16 protein-coding genes and 1 pseudogene are annotated in these 17,553 nt (G+C 53.9%); 13 read left to right on the top strand and 4 right to left on the bottom strand.

The window, feature by feature from the left end:
* The first annotated feature begins 47 nt into the window (after positions 1 to 47).
* The 3 genes from PAEVO_RS29850 (at position 48) to PAEVO_RS29840 (ending at position 2,115) form a co-directional block, all read left to right on the top strand.
* Positions 48 to 479, top strand: a complete 432-nt coding sequence (locus tag PAEVO_RS29850) for a MarR family winged helix-turn-helix transcriptional regulator (protein ID WP_100541100.1) — start codon at positions 48 to 50, stop codon at positions 477 to 479.
* Positions 480 to 498: 19 nt separating this feature from the next.
* Positions 499 to 1,251 carry an SDR family NAD(P)-dependent oxidoreductase gene (locus PAEVO_RS29845; protein WP_100541099.1) on the top strand — a complete coding sequence of 251 codons (753 nt, stop codon included), beginning with the start codon at positions 499 to 501 and terminating at the stop codon, positions 1,249 to 1,251.
* Positions 1,252 to 1,356: 105 nt separating this feature from the next.
* Positions 1,357 to 2,115, top strand: coding sequence for an SDR family NAD(P)-dependent oxidoreductase (locus PAEVO_RS29840; protein WP_100541098.1), 759 nt, complete (start codon positions 1,357 to 1,359; stop codon positions 2,113 to 2,115).
* 69 nt (positions 2,116 to 2,184) lie between these two features.
* On the opposite strand, the gene PAEVO_RS29835 is transcribed toward PAEVO_RS29840, so the two are convergent.
* The 3 genes from PAEVO_RS29835 to PAEVO_RS29820 all read right to left on the bottom strand — a co-directional run bounded on the left by PAEVO_RS29835 (position 2,185) and on the right by PAEVO_RS29820 (position 5,979).
* Complete coding sequence (locus PAEVO_RS29835) at positions 2,185 to 3,222, bottom strand: LLM class flavin-dependent oxidoreductase (protein WP_100541097.1); 1,038 nt, start codon at positions 3,220 to 3,222, stop codon at positions 2,185 to 2,187.
* A 444-nt stretch (positions 3,223 to 3,666) separates the two neighbouring features.
* Complete coding sequence (gene serS / locus PAEVO_RS29830) at positions 3,667 to 4,968, bottom strand: serine--tRNA ligase (RefSeq protein WP_100541096.1); 1,302 nt, start codon at positions 4,966 to 4,968, stop codon at positions 3,667 to 3,669.
* Between the two features lie 486 nt (positions 4,969 to 5,454).
* Positions 5,455 to 5,979 (bottom strand): PadR family transcriptional regulator, encoded by a 525-nt coding sequence (locus tag PAEVO_RS29820; RefSeq protein WP_100541094.1) that lies wholly within the window; start codon positions 5,977 to 5,979, stop codon positions 5,455 to 5,457.
* A gap of 220 nt (positions 5,980 to 6,199) precedes the next feature.
* Between PAEVO_RS29820 and PAEVO_RS29815 the strand changes: the two genes are divergently transcribed.
* The 9 genes and pseudogenes from PAEVO_RS29815 to PAEVO_RS29775 form a co-directional block, all read left to right on the top strand.
* The gene (locus tag PAEVO_RS29815) at positions 6,200 to 7,183 is read left to right on the top strand and encodes an aldo/keto reductase (protein ID WP_100541093.1); all 984 of its coding nucleotides are present in this window, start codon (positions 6,200 to 6,202) and stop codon (positions 7,181 to 7,183) included.
* Positions 7,184 to 7,382: 199 nt separating this feature from the next.
* Positions 7,383 to 8,138, top strand: a complete 756-nt coding sequence (locus PAEVO_RS29810; RefSeq protein ID WP_100541092.1) for a threonine/serine exporter family protein — start codon at positions 7,383 to 7,385, stop codon at positions 8,136 to 8,138.
* Positions 8,139 to 8,161: 23 nt separating this feature from the next.
* Entirely contained in the window at positions 8,162 to 8,641 is a 480-nt protein-coding gene (locus PAEVO_RS29805; RefSeq protein ID WP_076323830.1) for a threonine/serine exporter family protein, read from the top strand.
* Positions 8,642 to 8,959: 318 nt separating this feature from the next.
* Positions 8,960 to 10,726, top strand: a complete 1,767-nt coding sequence (locus PAEVO_RS29800) for a LytS/YhcK type 5TM receptor domain-containing protein (RefSeq protein WP_100541091.1) — start codon at positions 8,960 to 8,962, stop codon at positions 10,724 to 10,726.
* The gene (locus PAEVO_RS29795) at positions 10,713 to 11,510 is read left to right on the top strand and encodes a LytR/AlgR family response regulator transcription factor (RefSeq protein WP_100541090.1); all 798 of its coding nucleotides are present in this window, start codon (positions 10,713 to 10,715) and stop codon (positions 11,508 to 11,510) included. Before PAEVO_RS29800 ends, PAEVO_RS29795 begins: the two co-directional genes overlap by 14 nt.
* A 189-nt stretch (positions 11,511 to 11,699) precedes the next feature.
* Positions 11,700 to 11,999 carry a DUF485 domain-containing protein gene (locus PAEVO_RS29790; protein WP_009593006.1) on the top strand — a complete coding sequence of 100 codons (300 nt, stop codon included), beginning with the start codon at positions 11,700 to 11,702 and terminating at the stop codon, positions 11,997 to 11,999.
* A gap of 6 nt (positions 12,000 to 12,005) precedes the next feature.
* Positions 12,006 to 13,517 carry a solute symporter family protein gene (locus PAEVO_RS29785; protein ID WP_100541089.1) on the top strand — a complete coding sequence of 504 codons (1,512 nt, stop codon included), beginning with the start codon at positions 12,006 to 12,008 and terminating at the stop codon, positions 13,515 to 13,517.
* Positions 13,518 to 13,655: 138 nt separating this feature from the next.
* Positions 13,656 to 15,194 (top strand): solute symporter family protein, encoded by a 1,539-nt coding sequence (locus PAEVO_RS29780; protein WP_100541088.1) that lies wholly within the window; start codon positions 13,656 to 13,658, stop codon positions 15,192 to 15,194.
* A gap of 19 nt (positions 15,195 to 15,213) precedes the next feature.
* A pseudogene (locus PAEVO_RS29775) lies at positions 15,214 to 15,412 on the top strand (glycerate kinase); the annotation flags it as partial.
* Between the two features lie 306 nt (positions 15,413 to 15,718).
* Here PAEVO_RS29775 and PAEVO_RS29770 read toward each other — a convergent pair.
* Positions 15,719 to 16,603: a class I SAM-dependent methyltransferase gene (locus tag PAEVO_RS29770; RefSeq protein ID WP_100541359.1), complete on the bottom strand. Its 885-nt coding sequence runs from the start codon at positions 16,601 to 16,603 to the stop codon at positions 15,719 to 15,721.
* A 201-nt stretch (positions 16,604 to 16,804) separates the two neighbouring features.
* Between PAEVO_RS29770 and PAEVO_RS29765 the strand changes: the two genes are divergently transcribed.
* Complete coding sequence (locus tag PAEVO_RS29765; protein ID WP_100541087.1) at positions 16,805 to 17,545, top strand: HAD family hydrolase; 741 nt, start codon at positions 16,805 to 16,807, stop codon at positions 17,543 to 17,545.
* Positions 17,546 to 17,553: the final 8 nt, after the last annotated feature.

The following is a 17,553-nucleotide window of genomic DNA, read 5'->3' as shown; positions in this document are numbered from 1 at the left end:
TGGGCATCGAGGTGATGAAACTGGATAAGAGGGAACAATTATCTAACATGGTAGCCCGTCAGATGATGACGCTTGTGGCGAACTATGCCAAGATTCTGGACAATGATTTGACCGGCCCTCAGTACTACGTGCTGCAGACCTTGGCGTATGAGGGGCAGCAGACCAGCTCGTATTTTGCCAACGCCTTGAATGTTACGCTGTCGGCCGTGACCAACTTGAGCAACAAGCTGGTCAGTAAGGGTTATATTGAACGGGTGGCGTCCAGCGAGGACAGGCGTCAGGTCTATCTTAAGATTACGGAGCAGGGCCGTGAAGTTGAAGCCCGGATGATTGCGAAGTACCGTGAATTGAATGAAGGCTTATGGTCGGATTTCTCCGATCAGGAGATGGATGTGTTGATCGCTTCATACGAGAAGATGATTGAACATCTGCAGCTTAAGATCGGGCGGTCCAATGAAGATAGCCAAACCAACGACTAATATTTCAGGAGGTATTCTCATGGGGAGATTGGACAATAAAGTAGCCATCATTACAGGTGCAGCAGGTGGTATGGGTAAAGCCGACGCTCTTTTGTTTGCGCAGGAGGGAGCCAAGATTGCGATTACGGACCTTCAGGAAGACAAGATCAAAGACGTCGTAGCCGAGATTGAAGCGCTTGGCGGCGAAGCGATCGGATTCAAGCACAACGTAGCTTCAGAGGAAGATTGGGTTCGTGTCGTAGATGAGACGGTTCAAAAATTCGGCAAAATCGACATCCTGGTCAACAATGCCGGTGTCTCCAATGCAACGCCGTTCATGGATTTGACGGTCGAAGGCTGGGAGAAGACCATGTCGATTAACGTTACGAGCATATTCCTCGGCCAAAAATATGTTATTCCACATATGATCGAAGCCGGCGGTGGTTCCATCGTCAACATCTCCTCCATTGCCGGCCTGACAGGCGGCAGCGGCGCCGGTCCTTACACGGCAAGCAAAGGCGCGGTACGCATGCTGACCAAAGCCACGGCCGTTGACTTTGCGAAGCATAACATCCGCTGCAATTCGGTTCACCCTGGCTACATCGAAACGCCAATGACCGTGGATCTCTTCAAGGATGAGCAGATGATGCAGTGGTTCCAATCCCAGACTCCGCTTCCACGCCTGGGCAAAGCGGAAGATATCGCACGCGGCGTATTGTTCCTTGCTTCGGATGAGTCTTCTTACATTACAGGCGTTGAGCTGCCGATCGATGGCGGATATTTCGCGAAGTAATTCATCCTTCCAATGGCTTGTCTATAAGCGATAGACGGCAGAAATGATCGTGATACAACTCGGTCGGGCCTAATTTTATTTTTCCATCAAGGGGAGTGTTGTTCCATGTCCGATAACAAACAGATCGCTGTCATTACCGGGGCAGCCAGCGGGATCGGCAGAGCCAGCAGCTTGAAATTGGCTGAGGATGGTGCAGCGGTAGTGCTCGTTGATTTCAACAAGGAAGCCGGCGAGGAAACGCTGCGTTTAATCAAGGAGCAGGGCGGTGAGGGCATCTTCGTGCAAGCGGATGTGACCAAAACCGAAGATGTCCAGAACTACGTGAATCAGGCGGTTAAGGCCTATGGCAGAATCGATTTTTTCTTCAACAATGCGGGTATCGTGCAGAAGTTCTCGATGCTGGACGACATCGACGAGAACGAATTTGACCGTCAAATGAACGTGAACGTCAAGGGCGCTTTTCTCGGCATGAAGTATGTATTGAAAGTCATGAAGGAGCAGGGCAGCGGACATATCGTTAATACCGCTTCTACGGCAGGTATCCGCAGCGAGCACAGTGCGGCCGCTTATTCGGCAAGCAAGCATGCGGTGGTGGGCTTGACGAAGGGAGCAGCGCTGGAATACGTGAAGCAGGGCATTCGCGTGAACGCCATCTGCCCGGGCGGCGTTCAGACGCCGCTTACGGCAGCGGTGGCCAAGTCCTTCATGGAAGGCGGCTACGTGCCTGAGGAAGTGGGCAACATGCGGATGGGCCGTCCGGCTGAGGCGTATGAAATCGCGAACGTGGTTGCCTTCCTGGCTTCTCCGGGCTCCAGCTACATGACAGGCTCGCTGGTTACAATTGATGGCGGATTGACGCTGTAATATATATTTGAAAAAAAGACCAGTCAAGCACCGGAATACCGGGTTTGTCTGGTCTTTTTGGTATAACATTTATTTGATGCCGACAACATCCGCCAGCAGCTCATAAGAACGCAAGCGCGCCTCATGATCGTAGATGGCGGCCGCGACAATGATTTCGTCCGCGTTCGTCGACTGCTGGAACTGCTCCAGCTGCGCGCGGACGGTTGCAGGGCTGCCGATGGCGGAGAAGCTGAGCTGGCGCTTCACGATGGCCTGCTCCTGCAGGTTCCACAGATCATCCATGCTGTCCACCGGTGGACTCAGCTGGCCGGTACGGCCCCGGATGATATTCAGGAACTGCTGGTACGGCGAGGTAGCCAGGCGCTGCGCTTCCTCATCCGTGTCGGCACAGATCACGTTCACGCCGATCATGGCATAAGGCTTACTCAGCTCCGATGAAGGACGGAAGCTGGTTCGATACAGGTCAAGCGCGGCCATCAGATAATCCGGAGCAAAGTGGCTCGCAAAAGAGAACGGAAGCCCCAGCTGTCCTGCCAGCTGCGCACTGAAACCGCTGGAGCCGAGCAGCCAGATCGGTACATGCAGGCCTTCACCGGGAATCGCCCGGATGCGCATGGACGACCCGGAGGTAGGCTGGAAGTAATTCCGCAGCTCGCCGAGACGATCCGGGAAATCCTGGCCGTCGCTGCCGGGACCGCGGCGGAGCGCCCGGGATGTGAGCTGATCCGATCCCGGCGCACGGCCAAGACCGAGATCAATTCGGCCGGGATACAACGATTCAAGGGTCCCGAACTGCTCGGCGATGACCAGCGGAGCGTGGTTCGGCAGCATGATGCCGCCGGATCCGACGCGGATTTTGCTCGTGCCTCCGGCGACATGGCCAATGACGACTGAAGTGGCCGAGCTGGCGATCCCCGGCATATTGTGGTGTTCGGCAAGCCAGTAGCGGTTATACCCCCACTTCTCGGCATGCTGGGCCAGATCAAGTGTATTCCGCAGCGACTGTGCAGCGGTGCTGCCCGCTGTAATCGGGGCGAGATCCAGGATGGAAATAGGGATATCGCGAAGCGTTTTGGGCGCTGTATGATCAAGATTAGGTTCTGTCATAGGGTATGACCTCCTTATTCGTGCGCGGCACGGTAAAGTTTTTATATAGGGAGAAGACATCCGTTTAAGTGGATGCCGAAAAAAATGAAATCTATTTATCGATAGTTGGTATCCCTATATAACGAACATTATATACCTACTTAATCCATAAGAAAAATATACATCGATGCACCTTCGCAGAAGCCAGACCGCATTTAGAGGAAATTTTTCTTGCGATTATCGAAGGGTTCAGCTTCGCTGAAAACTTACAGCTTCGATAATCTAAAGAAAAATGTACTTCATAGTATATGCTTTTTATGCTGGTCTAAGTATCGGTTAAACCCGATTCATGCATTTATAGTGACGGAGCGGAGGCAAGTACTTCACTTACAAAATGAAATCCCAAAACAACGCAGCCATTCAATGGCTGCGTTGTTGAACGTCAGATATAGGTTGATGATGTCTTCATTCCGTTGTGTGTGGAGGCTCAATCCGCTCCATCCCGTTCATGTAAGGTCTGAGCGCCCTCGGAATGAGGATCGAGCCGTCGGGCTGCTGGTGGTTCTCCAGCAGCGGGATAAGAATTCGCGGCGAAGCCACGGCCGTATTGTTCAGGGTGTGGCAGTAGCGCAGCTTGCCTTCTGCGTCCCGGTACCGGATGTTCGAGCGACGCGCCTGAAAGTCGAGCAGATTCGACGACGAGTGGGTCTCCCCATAAGCCTTCCGGCTTGGCATCCATGTCTCGATGTCGTATTGCTTGTACGTTTTCTGCGACATATCTCCGGTACAGACGGCAACGACCCGGTAAGCCAATTCGAGCTTCTGCAGCAGCTCCTCGGCATTGGCGGTGATCTCTTGCAGAAGCAGCTCCGAGGCTTCCGCGCTGGCTTCGCAGATAACGACCTGTTCCACCTTCGCGAACTGATGCACCCGGTACAAGCCATGGACGTCCCGGCCGCCCGAGCCGACCTCGCTCCGGAAGCACAGCGATGCTGCAGCCAGGCGAATCGGCTGCGCCACATCGACGACTTCACCGCTATAGAACGATACCAACGGCACTTCCGACGTACCGACGAGCCACTTATCTTGCTCCGTTATTTGAAAAGCCTGATCCTGACCAAGCGGGAAGAATGCTGTATTCTGCATGGCCTCCGTCCTTACGGTTAACGGCACGTCGATAAGGGTGAAACCCTTGGCAACCAGCATATCCACCGCCAGCTGCTGAACGGCTCGATGCAGCATTGCGCCGATGCCGGTCAGGTAGTAGCTGCGCGTGCCGGCGGTTTTGACGCCGCGGGGAATGTCGATCATCCGGTGCAGCTCGCCGAGCGTAACATGATCCCTGTATTCATAATCAAACACGGGGGGCTCGCCAACGCGTCTGATCTCTACATTGTCCTCATCCGAAGCTCCGACCGGCGTATCCGGCGAAACGATATTCGGTACAAGGATGAGCAGCTTGTTATAGTCGTCGTCAACCTCCCGGTATAACTCTTCCTGCTTGCCCAACTGATCGTTGCTGTCCTTGACCTGCTGTTTCATCCGTTCGGCTTCTTCCTGTTTGCCTTGCCGCACGAGCGTGCTGATCTCCTGCGAGATGGCATTGCGCTGCTGCCGCAAGCCCTCCACGGCGAGCAGCAGCGTCCGACGCTGGTCATCCAGCCGGACAAGTTCGGCAACCGACAGGGCGATCCCTTTCTGGTCAGCCACTCGCTGCAGTTCTTCCTGATTCTCTGTGCTCTCTCGGATCCATTTCATATCTAGCATAATCACCGCGCTCCTTCTTCTGAAAAAAATAAAAAGCGTCCTAGTCCATATGGGACGAGGGACGCTTATGCGCTCGCGGTGCCACCCAAATTGATTGAACCGTAACCTAATCACAAAACAGTCGGGTCCGTGTTCAATCCACTTTGATTCCGCGGTAACGGGCGGGTCCGGTTAACTTAGGAGGATCGTTGATCGGTTGTAGGATCGGATCCCCTTGACGAGAACGCCTCGGAGTTGGAAGCTCTTCATCGGCCTGATGTTGATATTGTTGTTCAGTATACCGCATGAGATGTCTTTTATACAAGGGGCTTATCGGATTTTGTACGACGTTATATCGATGCAGCTTTCTTCGTTGCTCCTTGCTTCCATACGGCAGGCTGCTCCGCATCCGGGCGGAAGGTACATGCGGCTGCGTCAATCTAACCTATATTATATATCCAATGTTGGGTATTTACCGTAAAGGAAAGCCGCAGCTGATGCTGAGGCTTATTCTTGAACGAGTATTATGATTTTGTTGAGAAAGGCGATGTCCTGTTCCAGGATCGAGATTGCATTATCGAAGGTAGCTAGGGCGACCTTGGATAAGCCGTACTGTCCCTTGATTTCTTTCCCTGAACGCCATTGTGCCAGCGATTCTTCCACCTGTTTAAGGTTTTGCTGCAGCAATTCCACCGCTTCCTGCTTCGGAATGTTCTCGATCCAGACCAAACCAAGAGAGAAGTCGGATTTGACGGTGTGGGGAGGAAGCGTCAAGGTTTCGCGGATCATCTTCTGGAATAACTTCTCGCCTTCATCCGTAATACTGTAAATTTTGCGAAGTCTTGCACCGGTCCGCTCTTCAGCGGTGGCTGCTATCCAACCGTCGCTTTCCATCTTGTTAAGTGCATAATAGATGGAGCCGGACAGAATATTCGTCCATAGGTCCATGCGGCTGGCCTGAATAAGCTGCTGAATTTCATAGCCGTGCATCGGACGCTGGCGCAGGAATGAGAGCAGGATGAGGTTGGTCATGTTGGGTCACTTCCTTAGGATGTGTATGTGAAGGTGAATTTCACAACTGGATATCCAACGTTGGATATCTGATGATTGTATTATAGGAGCGATGGAATGAATTGTCAACAACCCGCGGAAAAATAGGTAAATGTCATATATGGATTGAATGAAAGCGATTTAACGTTTAGTCTAGTAGTGTGAACTAGTATGGCAGTTGGATGAGGAGGCTATATCGTCGATGAACTACAGACAATTGGGAAATACGGAGCTTCACATTAGCGAGGTCAGCTTCGGCACTTGGGCGATCGGAGGTTCATGGGGGCAGACCAACGATGAGGAAGCCTTGAAGGGCTTGGATCGCGCCATTGGCGAAGGTGTGAACTTCTTCGATACGGCCGACGTATATGGAGATGGGCATGCGGAGGATTTGCTTGCACGCGCAACCAAAGGCAGGGAGGATTCGGTGCATATCGCCACCAAGTTTTGCCGTGCCGGAGATATTCATGATCTTCAGACCTATTCGGAGGCGTCGATTCGCATTTATTGCGAGAACAGCCTGAAGCGGCTTCGGCGGGATCGGATTGATCTTTATCAGGTTCACTGCCCTCCCTTTGAGGTGTTGAAGGACGGGCGAGTGTTTGAAGCGCTGGACAAGCTGCAGGACGAGGGGAAAATCAGGCATTATGGCGTCAGCGTGGAAACGGTGGAGGAAGGACTGTTTTGCCTGGGGGTACCGGGGGTGAGGTCCCTGCAGGTTATCTTTAATCTGTTCCGCCAAAAACCGCTGGTCCAGCTACTCCCGAAGGCCAAAGCGTCGGGTGTGGGCATTTTGGTGCGCTTGCCGCTTGCCAGCGGTCTCTTAACCGGGAAATTTACGGAGAGCACTACCTTCAGCGAAGGGGATCATCGGAATTTCAATGCCAACGGCGAGCAGTTTAACGTGGGCGAGACTTTTGCCGGACTCCCGTTCGAAAAGGGTGTCGAGCTCGCCAGAGAGCTCGCTTGGATTGCCGAGGGCCGAGGCGACATGGCCCGTGCATCCATGCGCTGGATTCTGGATTGCCCGGAGGTCACTGCGGTGATTCCCGGCTTCCGCAGCGTCCGCCAGATCGAAGACAACCTAGGCACGCTGGACGTGCCTTCGTTCAGCATGGAGGAGAAAGAACGCCTTGCGCTTTTCTATCAGGAGCAGGTAGCCATGCACATCCGCGGTGCCTATTAAGCCGATTCGAAGGATAAATCGTAAAGGAGCCTCCCGATCGTTCGGGGGGCTTTTTGTGGTCGATGATGGGCATGGAACAGAACGATTGCAGCTGCTGCAGTGCTGCTTTAAAGCATATCCTATGCTTTATCATGGCAATGATACTATAATATAGGCAAAGATTCTGAATCGGAATGTGTTCAGCAGGAGGATTGTCGTTTTGAATGACTTGTTGAAGCGGGAGCATGACATCATCAAAGTCTGCTTGTTAGCAGGCAAAATCATGCTGCAAAGCGGTGCGGAGACCTATCGGGTCGAGGATACGATGATGCGGATCGCCGCGGCTTTCGGCGTGGAGAACAGCCACAGCTATATGACTCCGACCGGGATTATCTTCTCGGTGGAGGAGCCTCAGCATATTACGCGGCTCATTCGTATTTCAGATCGGACAACCAATCTCGATAAGATCGATCAGGTCAATAGCGTGTCTCGGAGCGTAAGCCTCGGTGAGCTGACGATTGAAGAGGCTCATAGGGCGCTTGAGAAAATCGAGCATGAGCAGGCGATCTATCCGACATGGCTGCTGATTTTCCTGTCAGCGATTGCCAGCGGCTGCTTCCTCATTATGTTTCGCGGCATCTGGCCGGATTTCGTACCGGCTGCCATTGCGGGCGGTCTTGGCTTCTCCTGCTTTGTATTCATGCATCGGGTCATACCGGTGCGATTCTTCGCCGAATTCTCGGGAGCGCTGGTCATCGGCATCACCTCCGTATGGATGGTCAGATACGGATTCGGCCATCAGCTGGATACGATCATTATCAGCTCCGTGATGCCGCTCGTACCGGGCTTGCTGATCACCAATGCCATCCGCGATTTAATGGCGGGGCATCTGATATCCGGCTTGTCCAAAGGCGCGGAGGCTTTTGTTACGTCCTTTGCCATCGGCGCGGGCATTGCGTTTACGTTGTCATTCTAAGAGATGTGTGAGTGGAGGTGAAGATGGTGGCAACCTTTTATATACAGCAGCTCATCACGAGTTTTGTTGCTTCGGCGGCCTTCGGGATCATATTTAACGTACCCAAAAAAGCACTGCTGCAGTGCGGGTTTGCCGGCATGGTGGGCTGGCTGCTCTACATCATGCTGCAGAACATGATGGTTGAGCCGGTGACGGCCACCGTGTTTGCGGCTTTTTGCGTAACGATCATCAGCCATTTTTTCGCCAAAAAATACAAGACGCCTATTATCGTGTTCAGCGTGTCGGGGATTATTCCGCTGGTGCCGGGCGGAGTCGCCTATAATGCCCTTCGGCATGTCGCCCAGAATCAATTTGATCAGGCTGTTCAGCTAGGGGCGCAAGCCTTCATGATTTCAGGTGCCATCGCGCTGGGTTTGCTGCTATCGGAGGTAACGAATCAGATCATTCGGAAGTGGTCGATATCCCGGAGAAGAGCTGGAAAACCCAATTCGACCGGCTCGTAAGGCCTCGTGATTCCAAAGTGACCTTACACATCAGAATGAGGGGAGATGTTTGGCTGTTTTGGCTTGCAGCTGTTTACTGGCCGTATCGTTCGCTTAACCGCGGGGATACGGTTTTTTGGAGTGCCCGTTAGGATAGGATCTCCGCTTGAATGTTTTTACATAAGTTTCATGTTATTCCTTTTTATTGTCCAAATCATCGCTGTACTATATAATCTTTACTGCATGAAATGAAACCGCATTCACACTTATCCTATTTATCCATACCGTCCACTGACCGTCAGATGAAGATTCCTACTCCATCAAAGAAGAGGGATGTCCATGCAGGAGTTGACGCTGCATCTGTTCGAACGGATGGGCATGCTGCTCATCCTGACTTTTATACTGACGAGAATTCCGTTGTTCCGCCAATTGCTGGACCGCAAAGAGATGTCCGGCACGCGAATGTTCATCTATTCCTGCCTGTTTGGACTCTTCGGCATCCTCGGAGCGTATGCAGGCGTTGTCGTAGAGAATGGCGAGTCGAGCTCCTCCTTCTGGTTGGTGCGGCTGACCGGGGAACAGGCGCTGGCCCATTCCGCCTTGGTCGGCGTTGTGATCGGCGGGCTAATCGGCGGGCCCCGCGTCGGCATCGGGGGCGGGCTTCTGGCGGGAGCTCATCTCCTGTATATCGGCGGCTACACGGGGCTGGCAGGAGCTATCGCCGTACCGCTTACGGGTGCCCTGGCCGGGGGCGTAGCCCGATTCTTCTCGCAGGAGCGGGTGATCTCGCCGGCAAAAGCGTTATTCGTCGGCATGTTCGCCCCGATCCTGCACATGGGCGTTATTTTGATCTGTGCCGATGAGCCGGACCGCGCGGTGGAGCTGGTCAACCTGATCGGTCTGCCGATGGTGCTGACCAACAGCATATCCATTGCGATCTTCACGACGATGCTGCGGGTTGCGCTTACCGAGGAAGAGCGGGCAGCGGCTTACGAGACGGAGAAGGCATTCCATATCGCAGAAGCGGCGCTGCCGCATCTGAAGCAGGGCTTGACGTACCGAACGGCTCAGGCCGTGGCGACCTTGCTGCTGCGCGAGCTGAAAACAACGGCAGTCGCCATTACGGATACGGAGCGATTTCTGGCCCATGCCGGCGCCGCGAGCCGTACCATTGATCCCGGAGAAGAGATCAGATCCGACTTGACCAAGAATGTCATCGCGACCGGCGAGCTTCGGATCATAGAGAATGCGGAAGATATTCAACCCCGTCATCCGGCACTCGGTGCGGCCATTCTGGTCCCGATGATCGAAGGTAGCCAGATCGTAGGCGTCATTCAGTTCTACTTCAAGCGGCCGCAGGATATACGGCGCGTAGAGCTGGTCATGGCCCAAGGGCTTGGACAGCTGATTTCCTATCAGCTCGGGGCCACGGCCCACGAGAAGATGAGCCATTTAATGAAAGAGGCGGAGCTTAAGCTTTTGCAGGCGCAGATCAACCCGCATTTTCTGTTCAATACGCTCAATGCGATCCATTCGTTGATCCGGAGCGATCCGCTGCGGGCAAGACATGCCACGATGCAGCTGGGGGCGTTCATGCGCTTGAACGTCAAGGTCATGGCCTCCCGCAGAACAACCATTCGTGAGGAAATGGAGCTATTGAATGCCTATTTGGACATTATTCAAATCCGGTTCGAGGATCAGTTCACGTTTGAGTGCCAGCTGGATCCGGTGCTTGGCGAGCTTATGATTCCGCCCGCGACGCTGCAAATGCTGGTGGAGAACAGCATCAAGCACGGCTTGCGGGATAAAGCGAGCGGGGGCCTCATCCAGTTGACCCTAAAGCGGGCGGGCGATATGGCGGTTGTACAACTGCTGGACAACGGGGCTGGCATCTCGCCTGAGGTGCTGGACAGCCTCGGTGAACAGCCGATCATCGGCAGCGAGGGCACGGGAAACGGCATTTACAATATCAATCAGCGTTTAATCAGCATGTTTGGCAAAGAAGCCAGACTCATCGTAGAGAATCTTGCAGAGGGCGGATGCAGCATATCCTTCAGCATCCCCTGCAGTCTATCGGAAGGGAGCCGGTACCGTGAAGCGAATTAAAACGATGATAGCGGAAGACGAACGATTGGCAAGGGAGGAGCTGGCTTACCTGCTGGAACAGGAGCCTGATATCGAGCTGCTTCCTCATGCAGCGAACGGTCGGGAACTGCTCGAGCTTGTTCCCTTACGGCAGCCGGATGTCGTCTTTCTCGACGTTCATATGCCGGAGCTGGAAGGATTGCAGGCTGCGCGAATGCTGAAGGCCTCCCCGGTCTCGCCTTTCATTGTCTTTACGACAGCCTATGACGAGTATGCTGTCGAGGCGTTTGGTCTGAATGCGATTGATTATCTGCTAAAGCCTTACAGCCATATGCGATTAAAGGAAACGCTGCAGCGAATTCGCAGCAGGGTTCAAGAAGGGCAAGCCACCCCAAAGCAGGAAGCCTATGATGTCGCCCTCCAGGCAGCTTCGTATCCTTCTACTGAGGCTGCTCCTCGCAGCATGCGCGGCAAACTGCTATTCGATGATGGGGACAAACATGTGCTCGTCGATCCTGAGGCGATCCTGTACGCGGTGCGCGAGGAACGGGTTATTCGCATATGGACGGCCGAAGGCCAGCGGATTACGAGCAAGAGCACGCTGCAGGAGCTCGAGGAGAAGCTTGCGGGTTACTCGTTCTTTCGGCCTCATCGCAGTTACCTGGTTAACGTGAACCGGATTGCGGAGCTGTCCCCTTGGCAGAACGGCGCTTACAATATCGTGTTAAAGGATGAGCAGCGGACGATGATTCCCTTGTCTCGCGAGGCCGCCCGGGATTTGTTCCGGTTGCTTCGAGAGGCCTAGGGAGAAGCACGCGTGGGGAACGGTGGAGCGTCTCCCCGTTCAGGCGGCATATCCGCCCTTTCGCGCACCCTATCGGACGTTTCGCGCAGGAGCTGTGGTCGCAGGCAGTCCTCCTGTATATAATCATTCTAAAGCGCTTTCATTCATGGGAGACGCAATAGATCCTGATCGTTAATGGAGGGAAAGGCAATGGAAGAAAAAAGCTATACCGAAGTATGGCATTCCGAAAAATTCAAAACGCTGCTCTCCCGCAAGAAACGGTTCATTATTCCGATGACCGTCTTTTTTCTTCTGTTTTACTTTGCGCTGCCGATTCTCACTTCGTACACCGACGTGTTGAACCACCCTGCGATCGGCCCGATCACGTGGGCATGGGTATTTGCATTCGCGCAGTTTGTCATGACATGGGTCTTGTGCATCCTGTACTCCCGCAAGGCGGCTCAGTTTGACCGTATGGTAGACGATATTAAAAAGGATATGGGGGCGTAATCGACTATGGCTATCGCGTTGTTTTGCGGAATTGTAATGCTCACGCTGATTATAACGTATTACGCTGCCAAGAAAACAACCAACACCAGCGATTTCTATACGGCAGGTGGAGGGCTTAAAGGCTGGCAGAATGGGACAGCCATTGCCGGCGACTATATGTCTGCTGCCTCCTTTCTTGGTATCGCAGGCTCGATCGCGTTAGTCGGCTTTGACGGCTTCTTTTATAGCATCGGTTTCCTCGTAGCTTACCTGGTGGTGCTGTACCTTGTCGCCGAGCCGCTGCGGAATCTCGGGAAGTATACGGTGGCGGACATGATTGCCGCTCGTTTCTCCGACAAGAAAGTACGCGGCGTTGCAGCGTTGAACACGATTTCCATCTCCATCTTCTACATGATCGCACAGCTGGTTGGAGCAGGTGCGCTGATTAAGCTTTTGCTGGGACTGGATTATGTCACGTCCGTTCTGATTGTCGGCGTGCTCATGACCATCTATGTTGTCTTTGGCGGCATGCATGCCACGAGCTGGGTTCAAATCTCGAAGGCCGTGCTGCTCATGGCCGGCACGTTCATCATTTCGCTGATCGTTTTCGCCAAATTCGATTTCAGCCTGACCCAGATGTTCCATCATATGAAGACGGCCACGCCGCTGCAGGAGGCATTCCTCAACCCTGGGAATAAATACAAAATCCCGCTGGAGACGCTGTCGCTCAACCTTGCCCTCGTACTCGGCACGGCAGGTCTGCCGCATATTTTGACCCGTTTCTTTACCGTTAAGGATGCCAAGACGGCACGCAGCTCCGTGGTCTACGCTACCTGGATTATCGGCATCTTCTATGTCATGACGATCTTTCTCGGTTTCGGGGCTGCCGCCTTCGTAGGCGCGGCGGATATTACCGAGGTCGATAAAGCGGGCAACATGGCTGCGCCGCTCCTGGCCAAAGCGATTGGCGGCGACTTCCTGTTCGCGCTCATCTCGGCGGTTGCGTTCGCGACGATCCTTGCGGTGGTGACGGGCCTTGTGCTGTCCGCCGCATCGGCCTTCGCCCATGATTTCTACGGTCAGATCGTGCGCCGCGGCGAATCGTCGGAGAAGGAGCAGCTGAAGATGGCACGGTACGCATCGATTGGCGTATCCATTGTCTCCATTCTGCTCGCGTTGTTTGCCCAGAAGATGAACGTGGCATTCCTTGTTTCGCTCGCCTTCGCCGTTGCGGCCAGCGCGAATTTACCGGTTATCCTGTTCACGGTATTCTGGAAGAGGTTTAATACGACAGGCGCGGTTACCGGGATGCTGACAGGGTTAATCAGCACGGTGATTCTTGTGGCGCTTAGTCCGAATATATGGGATCCGGCCGGCAAAGCGATTTTGATTGGCGATCCGATCTTCCCGATGAGCAACCCGGGCATCATCTCCATTCCGCTTGGCTTCCTGGCAGCTTATATCGGCACGCTGTTATCCTCTTCCAAGGATGAAGCGAAGTATGCCGAAGTGCTGGTCAAGGCCAATACGGGCGCGTAATCGGGATCTAATTCTTTGACCAAAAAGGGTGTATCCAGCTGCTTAGCGGCGCAGGGACCGCCCTTTTTTTGTCATTTTATCGTAAAATAAAGGAATAACAGGCTTTCAGGCTGAGGCGGAAGGAGGCATGCACGCCACATGAACATATCCGGCATCGTTTTTTTTCTGGCGATTGTGGTCGGCACGTTAATGATTACGTATTATGCCGCCAAGCGAACAACAAGCACGAATGATTTCTATGCAGCGGGCAATCGCCTGAGCGGGCTGCAAAACGGCTTGGCCATTTCCGGTGACTATATGAGCGCGGCGTCCTTCCTTGGCATCGCGGGATCCATTGCGGTGTACGGCTTCGACGGCTTTTTCTATTCGATCGGCTTCCTTGCCTCCTATGTGATCGTGCAGTACATCATCGCCGAGCCGCTTCATAACCTGGGCAGGTACACGATGGCGGATGCGGTGGCGGTCCGGTTCAGCGAGAAACGGCTGCGCGGATGTATCGCCGTCAACAACATGATGATCACCGTCTTTTACATGATTGCCCAGCTCGTTGGTGCCGGGTGGCTCGTCCATTTGCTGTTCGGGCTGGAAACGTCGCTAGCCATCGTGCTGGTCGGAGGCTTAATGACCGTCTACGTCACGTTCGGCGGCATGCTCGCGACTTCCTGGGTGCAGATCGTCAAGTCTATTTTGCTGGTCAGCAGTACTTTTATCGTGAGTCTCATCGTACTGGCAAGGTTCGATTGGGATCTGCTCGGCTTATTCGAATCCATGAAGCGGGCGACCCCATTGCAGGAGCGGTTTCTGATGGCGGGTAATATGTTCGACCATCCGCTGGACATGCTGTCGTTTAATATGGCGCTGGTGTTAGGGACAACGGGACTTCCGCATATTATTGCGCGTTTCTACACGGTAAGAGACCCGCGTACGGTCCGTTCATCGGTAAAAACGGCAACGTTTACGATCGGCATCTTTTACGCCATGACCATTTTTCTTGGCTTTGGGGCGGCTGCCTTCGTCGATTGGTCCGTTTTGTCGGAGCGTGTTGAGCTGGCAGCGCCGCTGCTCGCAAGCGCTTTGGGTGGCGAATTCTTAATGGCCTTTGTATCGGCTGTTGCCTTCGCAACCATATTGGCCGTGATCTCCGGGCTTGTGCTGACGGCATCCTCCGCATTTGCTCATGACGTCTATAGCAGCATTTTCCGAAGGGGACGGGCGACCGAGGCACAGCAGATGAGAGTGGCCAAGCTTTCGGCCATCGTGGTTGGCACCGCTTCGATTGTGCTCGCACTCGGCGCGCAGAAGCTGAACGTGGCGTTCCTCGTTTCGTTTGCGTTCGCGGTTGCTGCCTCGGCTAACCTGCCGGTGCTGCTGTTCACGCTATTTTGGCGGAGATTTAATACGTATGGGGCCATGTCGAGCATTGCGGCCGGATTGATATCTTCCTTACTGCTCATGGCCGTGGGGCCTAACGTGATGGATCCCGGGGCCGGCTGGATCCGGGCGGAAGCGATCTTCCCGCTCAAGCATCCGGGCATCGTGTCCATTCCAATTGGTTTCGCGGGCGGCATCCTCGGTACTCTGCTATCCGGCAAAGTCGGCTCCAGCGGCCAGTTTGAGACGATGCAGGCCATTGCCCATATGGCCCCGGATGAGATTCATACCCGCGAGCCGGGATAACGTTTCCTACATAAGAATGATGAATGAGAGGCAGGGGATAACGCTGAAGCAGGATTGTGTAATTGTACTCGCGCCCGAATCATTTAAGGAGAGCATGACCGCCAAAGAAGTCTGTGAGTCGATGGAACGCGGCATGTAAGAAGGGAAATCCGAAGGCGACCTGTATCCATGTGCCCATGGCGGACGGCGGTGAGGGTACGATGCAGTCCCTGGTTGATCAAGGGATAGACGCTATTTTTGGCATCGTGCCAGGCGCTGTTACGCTAGCGGAGGCGCTGGACAACGAACAGCTAAACGTGGAGAGAACGTCGGGGCATATCGTCCGTCTCATGATTTCCTTGTGCAAGTAATCATTCTTAATAGGGAGTAGATGCGGGAAGGGCTGACCTATTCGCTAACGAAAAAGGCGCGCTGAGTTGGTTCGGTGAACCTCAAACCTCTCAGACACGCCGGTTATACTTCATATCCCTTCCCCCGCAGGATGCGCGAGGACTTCGGGATTATCCCTTTCGATGCTTCTTGCTTTATTTAATGCCAAGCCGCATACGGTAGCTGAGCATCACGGGAAGAGTCCGCCCTTGGAAGTGCTCCTCGACCAGGGCATGGAACTGTGCGATTTTATCGTTCAATTCGGTTTGTTTCAGCTTGAACACGGTTTGGATACCGCCTTGACTGACGGCAAGGCCGGTATAACGTTCGGCGGTGAACGGCTCCATATGATGGAATACGATCTCTTTGGAGAACCGGAATACCCCGCTCTCCCGGATATGCTTCAGATGCTCGTTCTTATTCCCTTTATAAGCCTTCTCCTGTGTCTCCACATGGCGGTCGATGATAGCCTCTGCCCGTTCAATCAGCTCTTGGTATGCTTGCTCGACCTTCCAGGTCAGGCTCGGCGGCCAATCGCAATCATATACCGCGAATATCCCTTCCTCACGCAGAACGCGGGAAACCTCCTTCAACGTGCTGGCCGGGTCCATCCAGTGAAAGGACTGGGAACAGGTGATGATGTCCGCTGACTGATCCGGGAGCGCTAACTGGTTCGAGTAGCCGGAGACGAACTTGATGTCGGCAAGCTGCACACCGTGAGTGGCATCGCCCTCTTGCTGCAGCGATTGCAGTTTGGCCATAGCCTTGCCCCGCATATCGTCATTCGGCTCAACGCCGATGACTTGGTCCGCTGCGTCTTTCCATGCAAACGAGGACAGTCCCGTGCCGCATCCCAAGTCGACAACGAGAGAAGGCTTGCGCTCTAAATAGCCTGTCAGCAGGGCGACAACCTCCTGGGGAGCTTCGGGGCGATGCTGATCATAGGTATCCTCAAAGCCGGTGAAACGATCCACGTTGCTGGCACGGTTACCCTCGGGAACGAAATCCTTACTCCACACTTCGGTCATATCCTTGGTCATCATTATTCATCTCCTTATCCGGGTACATAATCGGGCATTACAATTGGAGGTCTTGGCTGGCGTAGGTAAGTAGCACGTTCCAGTTGATGTATCCTGCCTCTTTAATGCCATCATATCATAGGAAAGGAACTTATTAACAGATAGGCTTGACCCGGGTAGTGCCGATGCGGGTACAATAGAGAGATCGAATGAGGAAGAGGGATGCATATGAAGACACCAATATCACCGAAGGGGATATTCTTCGATGTGGATGATACATTGTATGACCATCTGGCGCCTTTTCGCGATGCCGTTCAGAAGGTTGCCCGCCCTGATGGCGCGTTTCCTTATGAAGCCGCCTATCACCGGATGCGCTATTACAGCGACAAGCTGTCCGTAGAGCTCGGAGGGGCTGGCACGGCTGCTTACGGGGAAGCGGTTGAAGATATGCGCAGGCGTCGTTTCCAATTCGCGTTGGCCGAATTCGGCATACAGCTGACCCTCGAGGAGGCTGAGGCGGTACAGCAGACCTATCTGGACCGGCAGTATAACATCACGATGTTTGAAGGCGCCCGGGAGCTTCTTAAGAAATTGGCGGATACCGGGCATGTCGTTGGCTTGATTACCAATGGTCCGGCAGAACACCAGATGAACAAAATCGCAGCGATGCAGCTGGGTGATCTCATACCGGAGGAGCGTCTATTCGTATCCGGAGCGGTGGGCTGGGACAAGCCCGATCCGCGGATCTTCCACCATGTGAATCGGTTGACCGGAACGGTGCCGGAGGACTCCTATTACATCGGGGATTCATGGCGCAATGATGTGGTTGGCGCCCTGGCTGCGGGCTGGCATGTGATTTGGTTCAATCACCGGAGCGTAGGGCCGGAATCGGAGCATCAACCACAGCATACCGTGACGAGTTATGGCGAGCTGGAGCGGCTGCTTGATGAGGTTATCGAATAAAAAATGCT

The sequence above is a fragment of the Paenibacillus sp. GM2FR genome (genome assembly GCF_002803325.1).
Taxonomy (GTDB): domain Bacteria; phylum Bacillota; class Bacilli; order Paenibacillales; family Paenibacillaceae; genus Paenibacillus_AQ; species Paenibacillus_AQ lautus.
The sequence above is the reverse complement of the archived record's forward strand: the minus strand, read 5'-3'. Positions and strand labels throughout refer to the sequence as shown.

Excerpts from the sequence above, each read along its gene's own strand:
- PAEVO_RS29850 (WP_100541100.1), top strand. The coding sequence starts at position 48 with ATGGTAGCCCGTCAGATGATGACGCTTGTGGCGAACTATGCCAAGATT.
- PAEVO_RS29780 (WP_100541088.1), top strand. The coding sequence starts at position 13,656 with ATGAACATATCCGGCATCGTTTTTTTTCTGGCGATTGTGGTCGGCACG.
- PAEVO_RS29785 (WP_100541089.1), top strand. The coding sequence starts at position 12,006 with ATGGCTATCGCGTTGTTTTGCGGAATTGTAATGCTCACGCTGATTATA.
- PAEVO_RS29800 (WP_100541091.1), top strand. The coding sequence starts at position 8,960 with ATGCAGGAGTTGACGCTGCATCTGTTCGAACGGATGGGCATGCTGCTC.
- PAEVO_RS29835 (WP_100541097.1), bottom strand. The coding sequence starts at position 3,222 with ATGACAGAACCTAATCTTGATCATACAGCGCCCAAAACGCTTCGCGAT.
- PAEVO_RS29765 (WP_100541087.1), top strand. The coding sequence starts at position 16,805 with ATGCATATGAAGACACCAATATCACCGAAGGGGATATTCTTCGATGTG.
- PAEVO_RS29840 (WP_100541098.1), top strand. The coding sequence starts at position 1,357 with ATGTCCGATAACAAACAGATCGCTGTCATTACCGGGGCAGCCAGCGGG.
- PAEVO_RS29845 (WP_100541099.1), top strand. The coding sequence starts at position 499 with ATGGGGAGATTGGACAATAAAGTAGCCATCATTACAGGTGCAGCAGGT.
- PAEVO_RS29820 (WP_100541094.1), bottom strand. The coding sequence starts at position 5,979 with ATGACCAACCTCATCCTGCTCTCATTCCTGCGCCAGCGTCCGATGCAC.
- PAEVO_RS29805 (WP_076323830.1), top strand. The coding sequence starts at position 8,162 with ATGGTGGCAACCTTTTATATACAGCAGCTCATCACGAGTTTTGTTGCT.
- PAEVO_RS29770 (WP_100541359.1), bottom strand. The coding sequence starts at position 16,603 with ATGACCAAGGATATGACCGAAGTGTGGAGTAAGGATTTCGTTCCCGAG.
- PAEVO_RS29790 (WP_009593006.1), top strand. The coding sequence starts at position 11,700 with ATGGAAGAAAAAAGCTATACCGAAGTATGGCATTCCGAAAAATTCAAA.
- PAEVO_RS29815 (WP_100541093.1), top strand. The coding sequence starts at position 6,200 with ATGAACTACAGACAATTGGGAAATACGGAGCTTCACATTAGCGAGGTC.
- serS (WP_100541096.1), bottom strand. The coding sequence starts at position 4,968 with ATGCTAGATATGAAATGGATCCGAGAGAGCACAGAGAATCAGGAAGAA.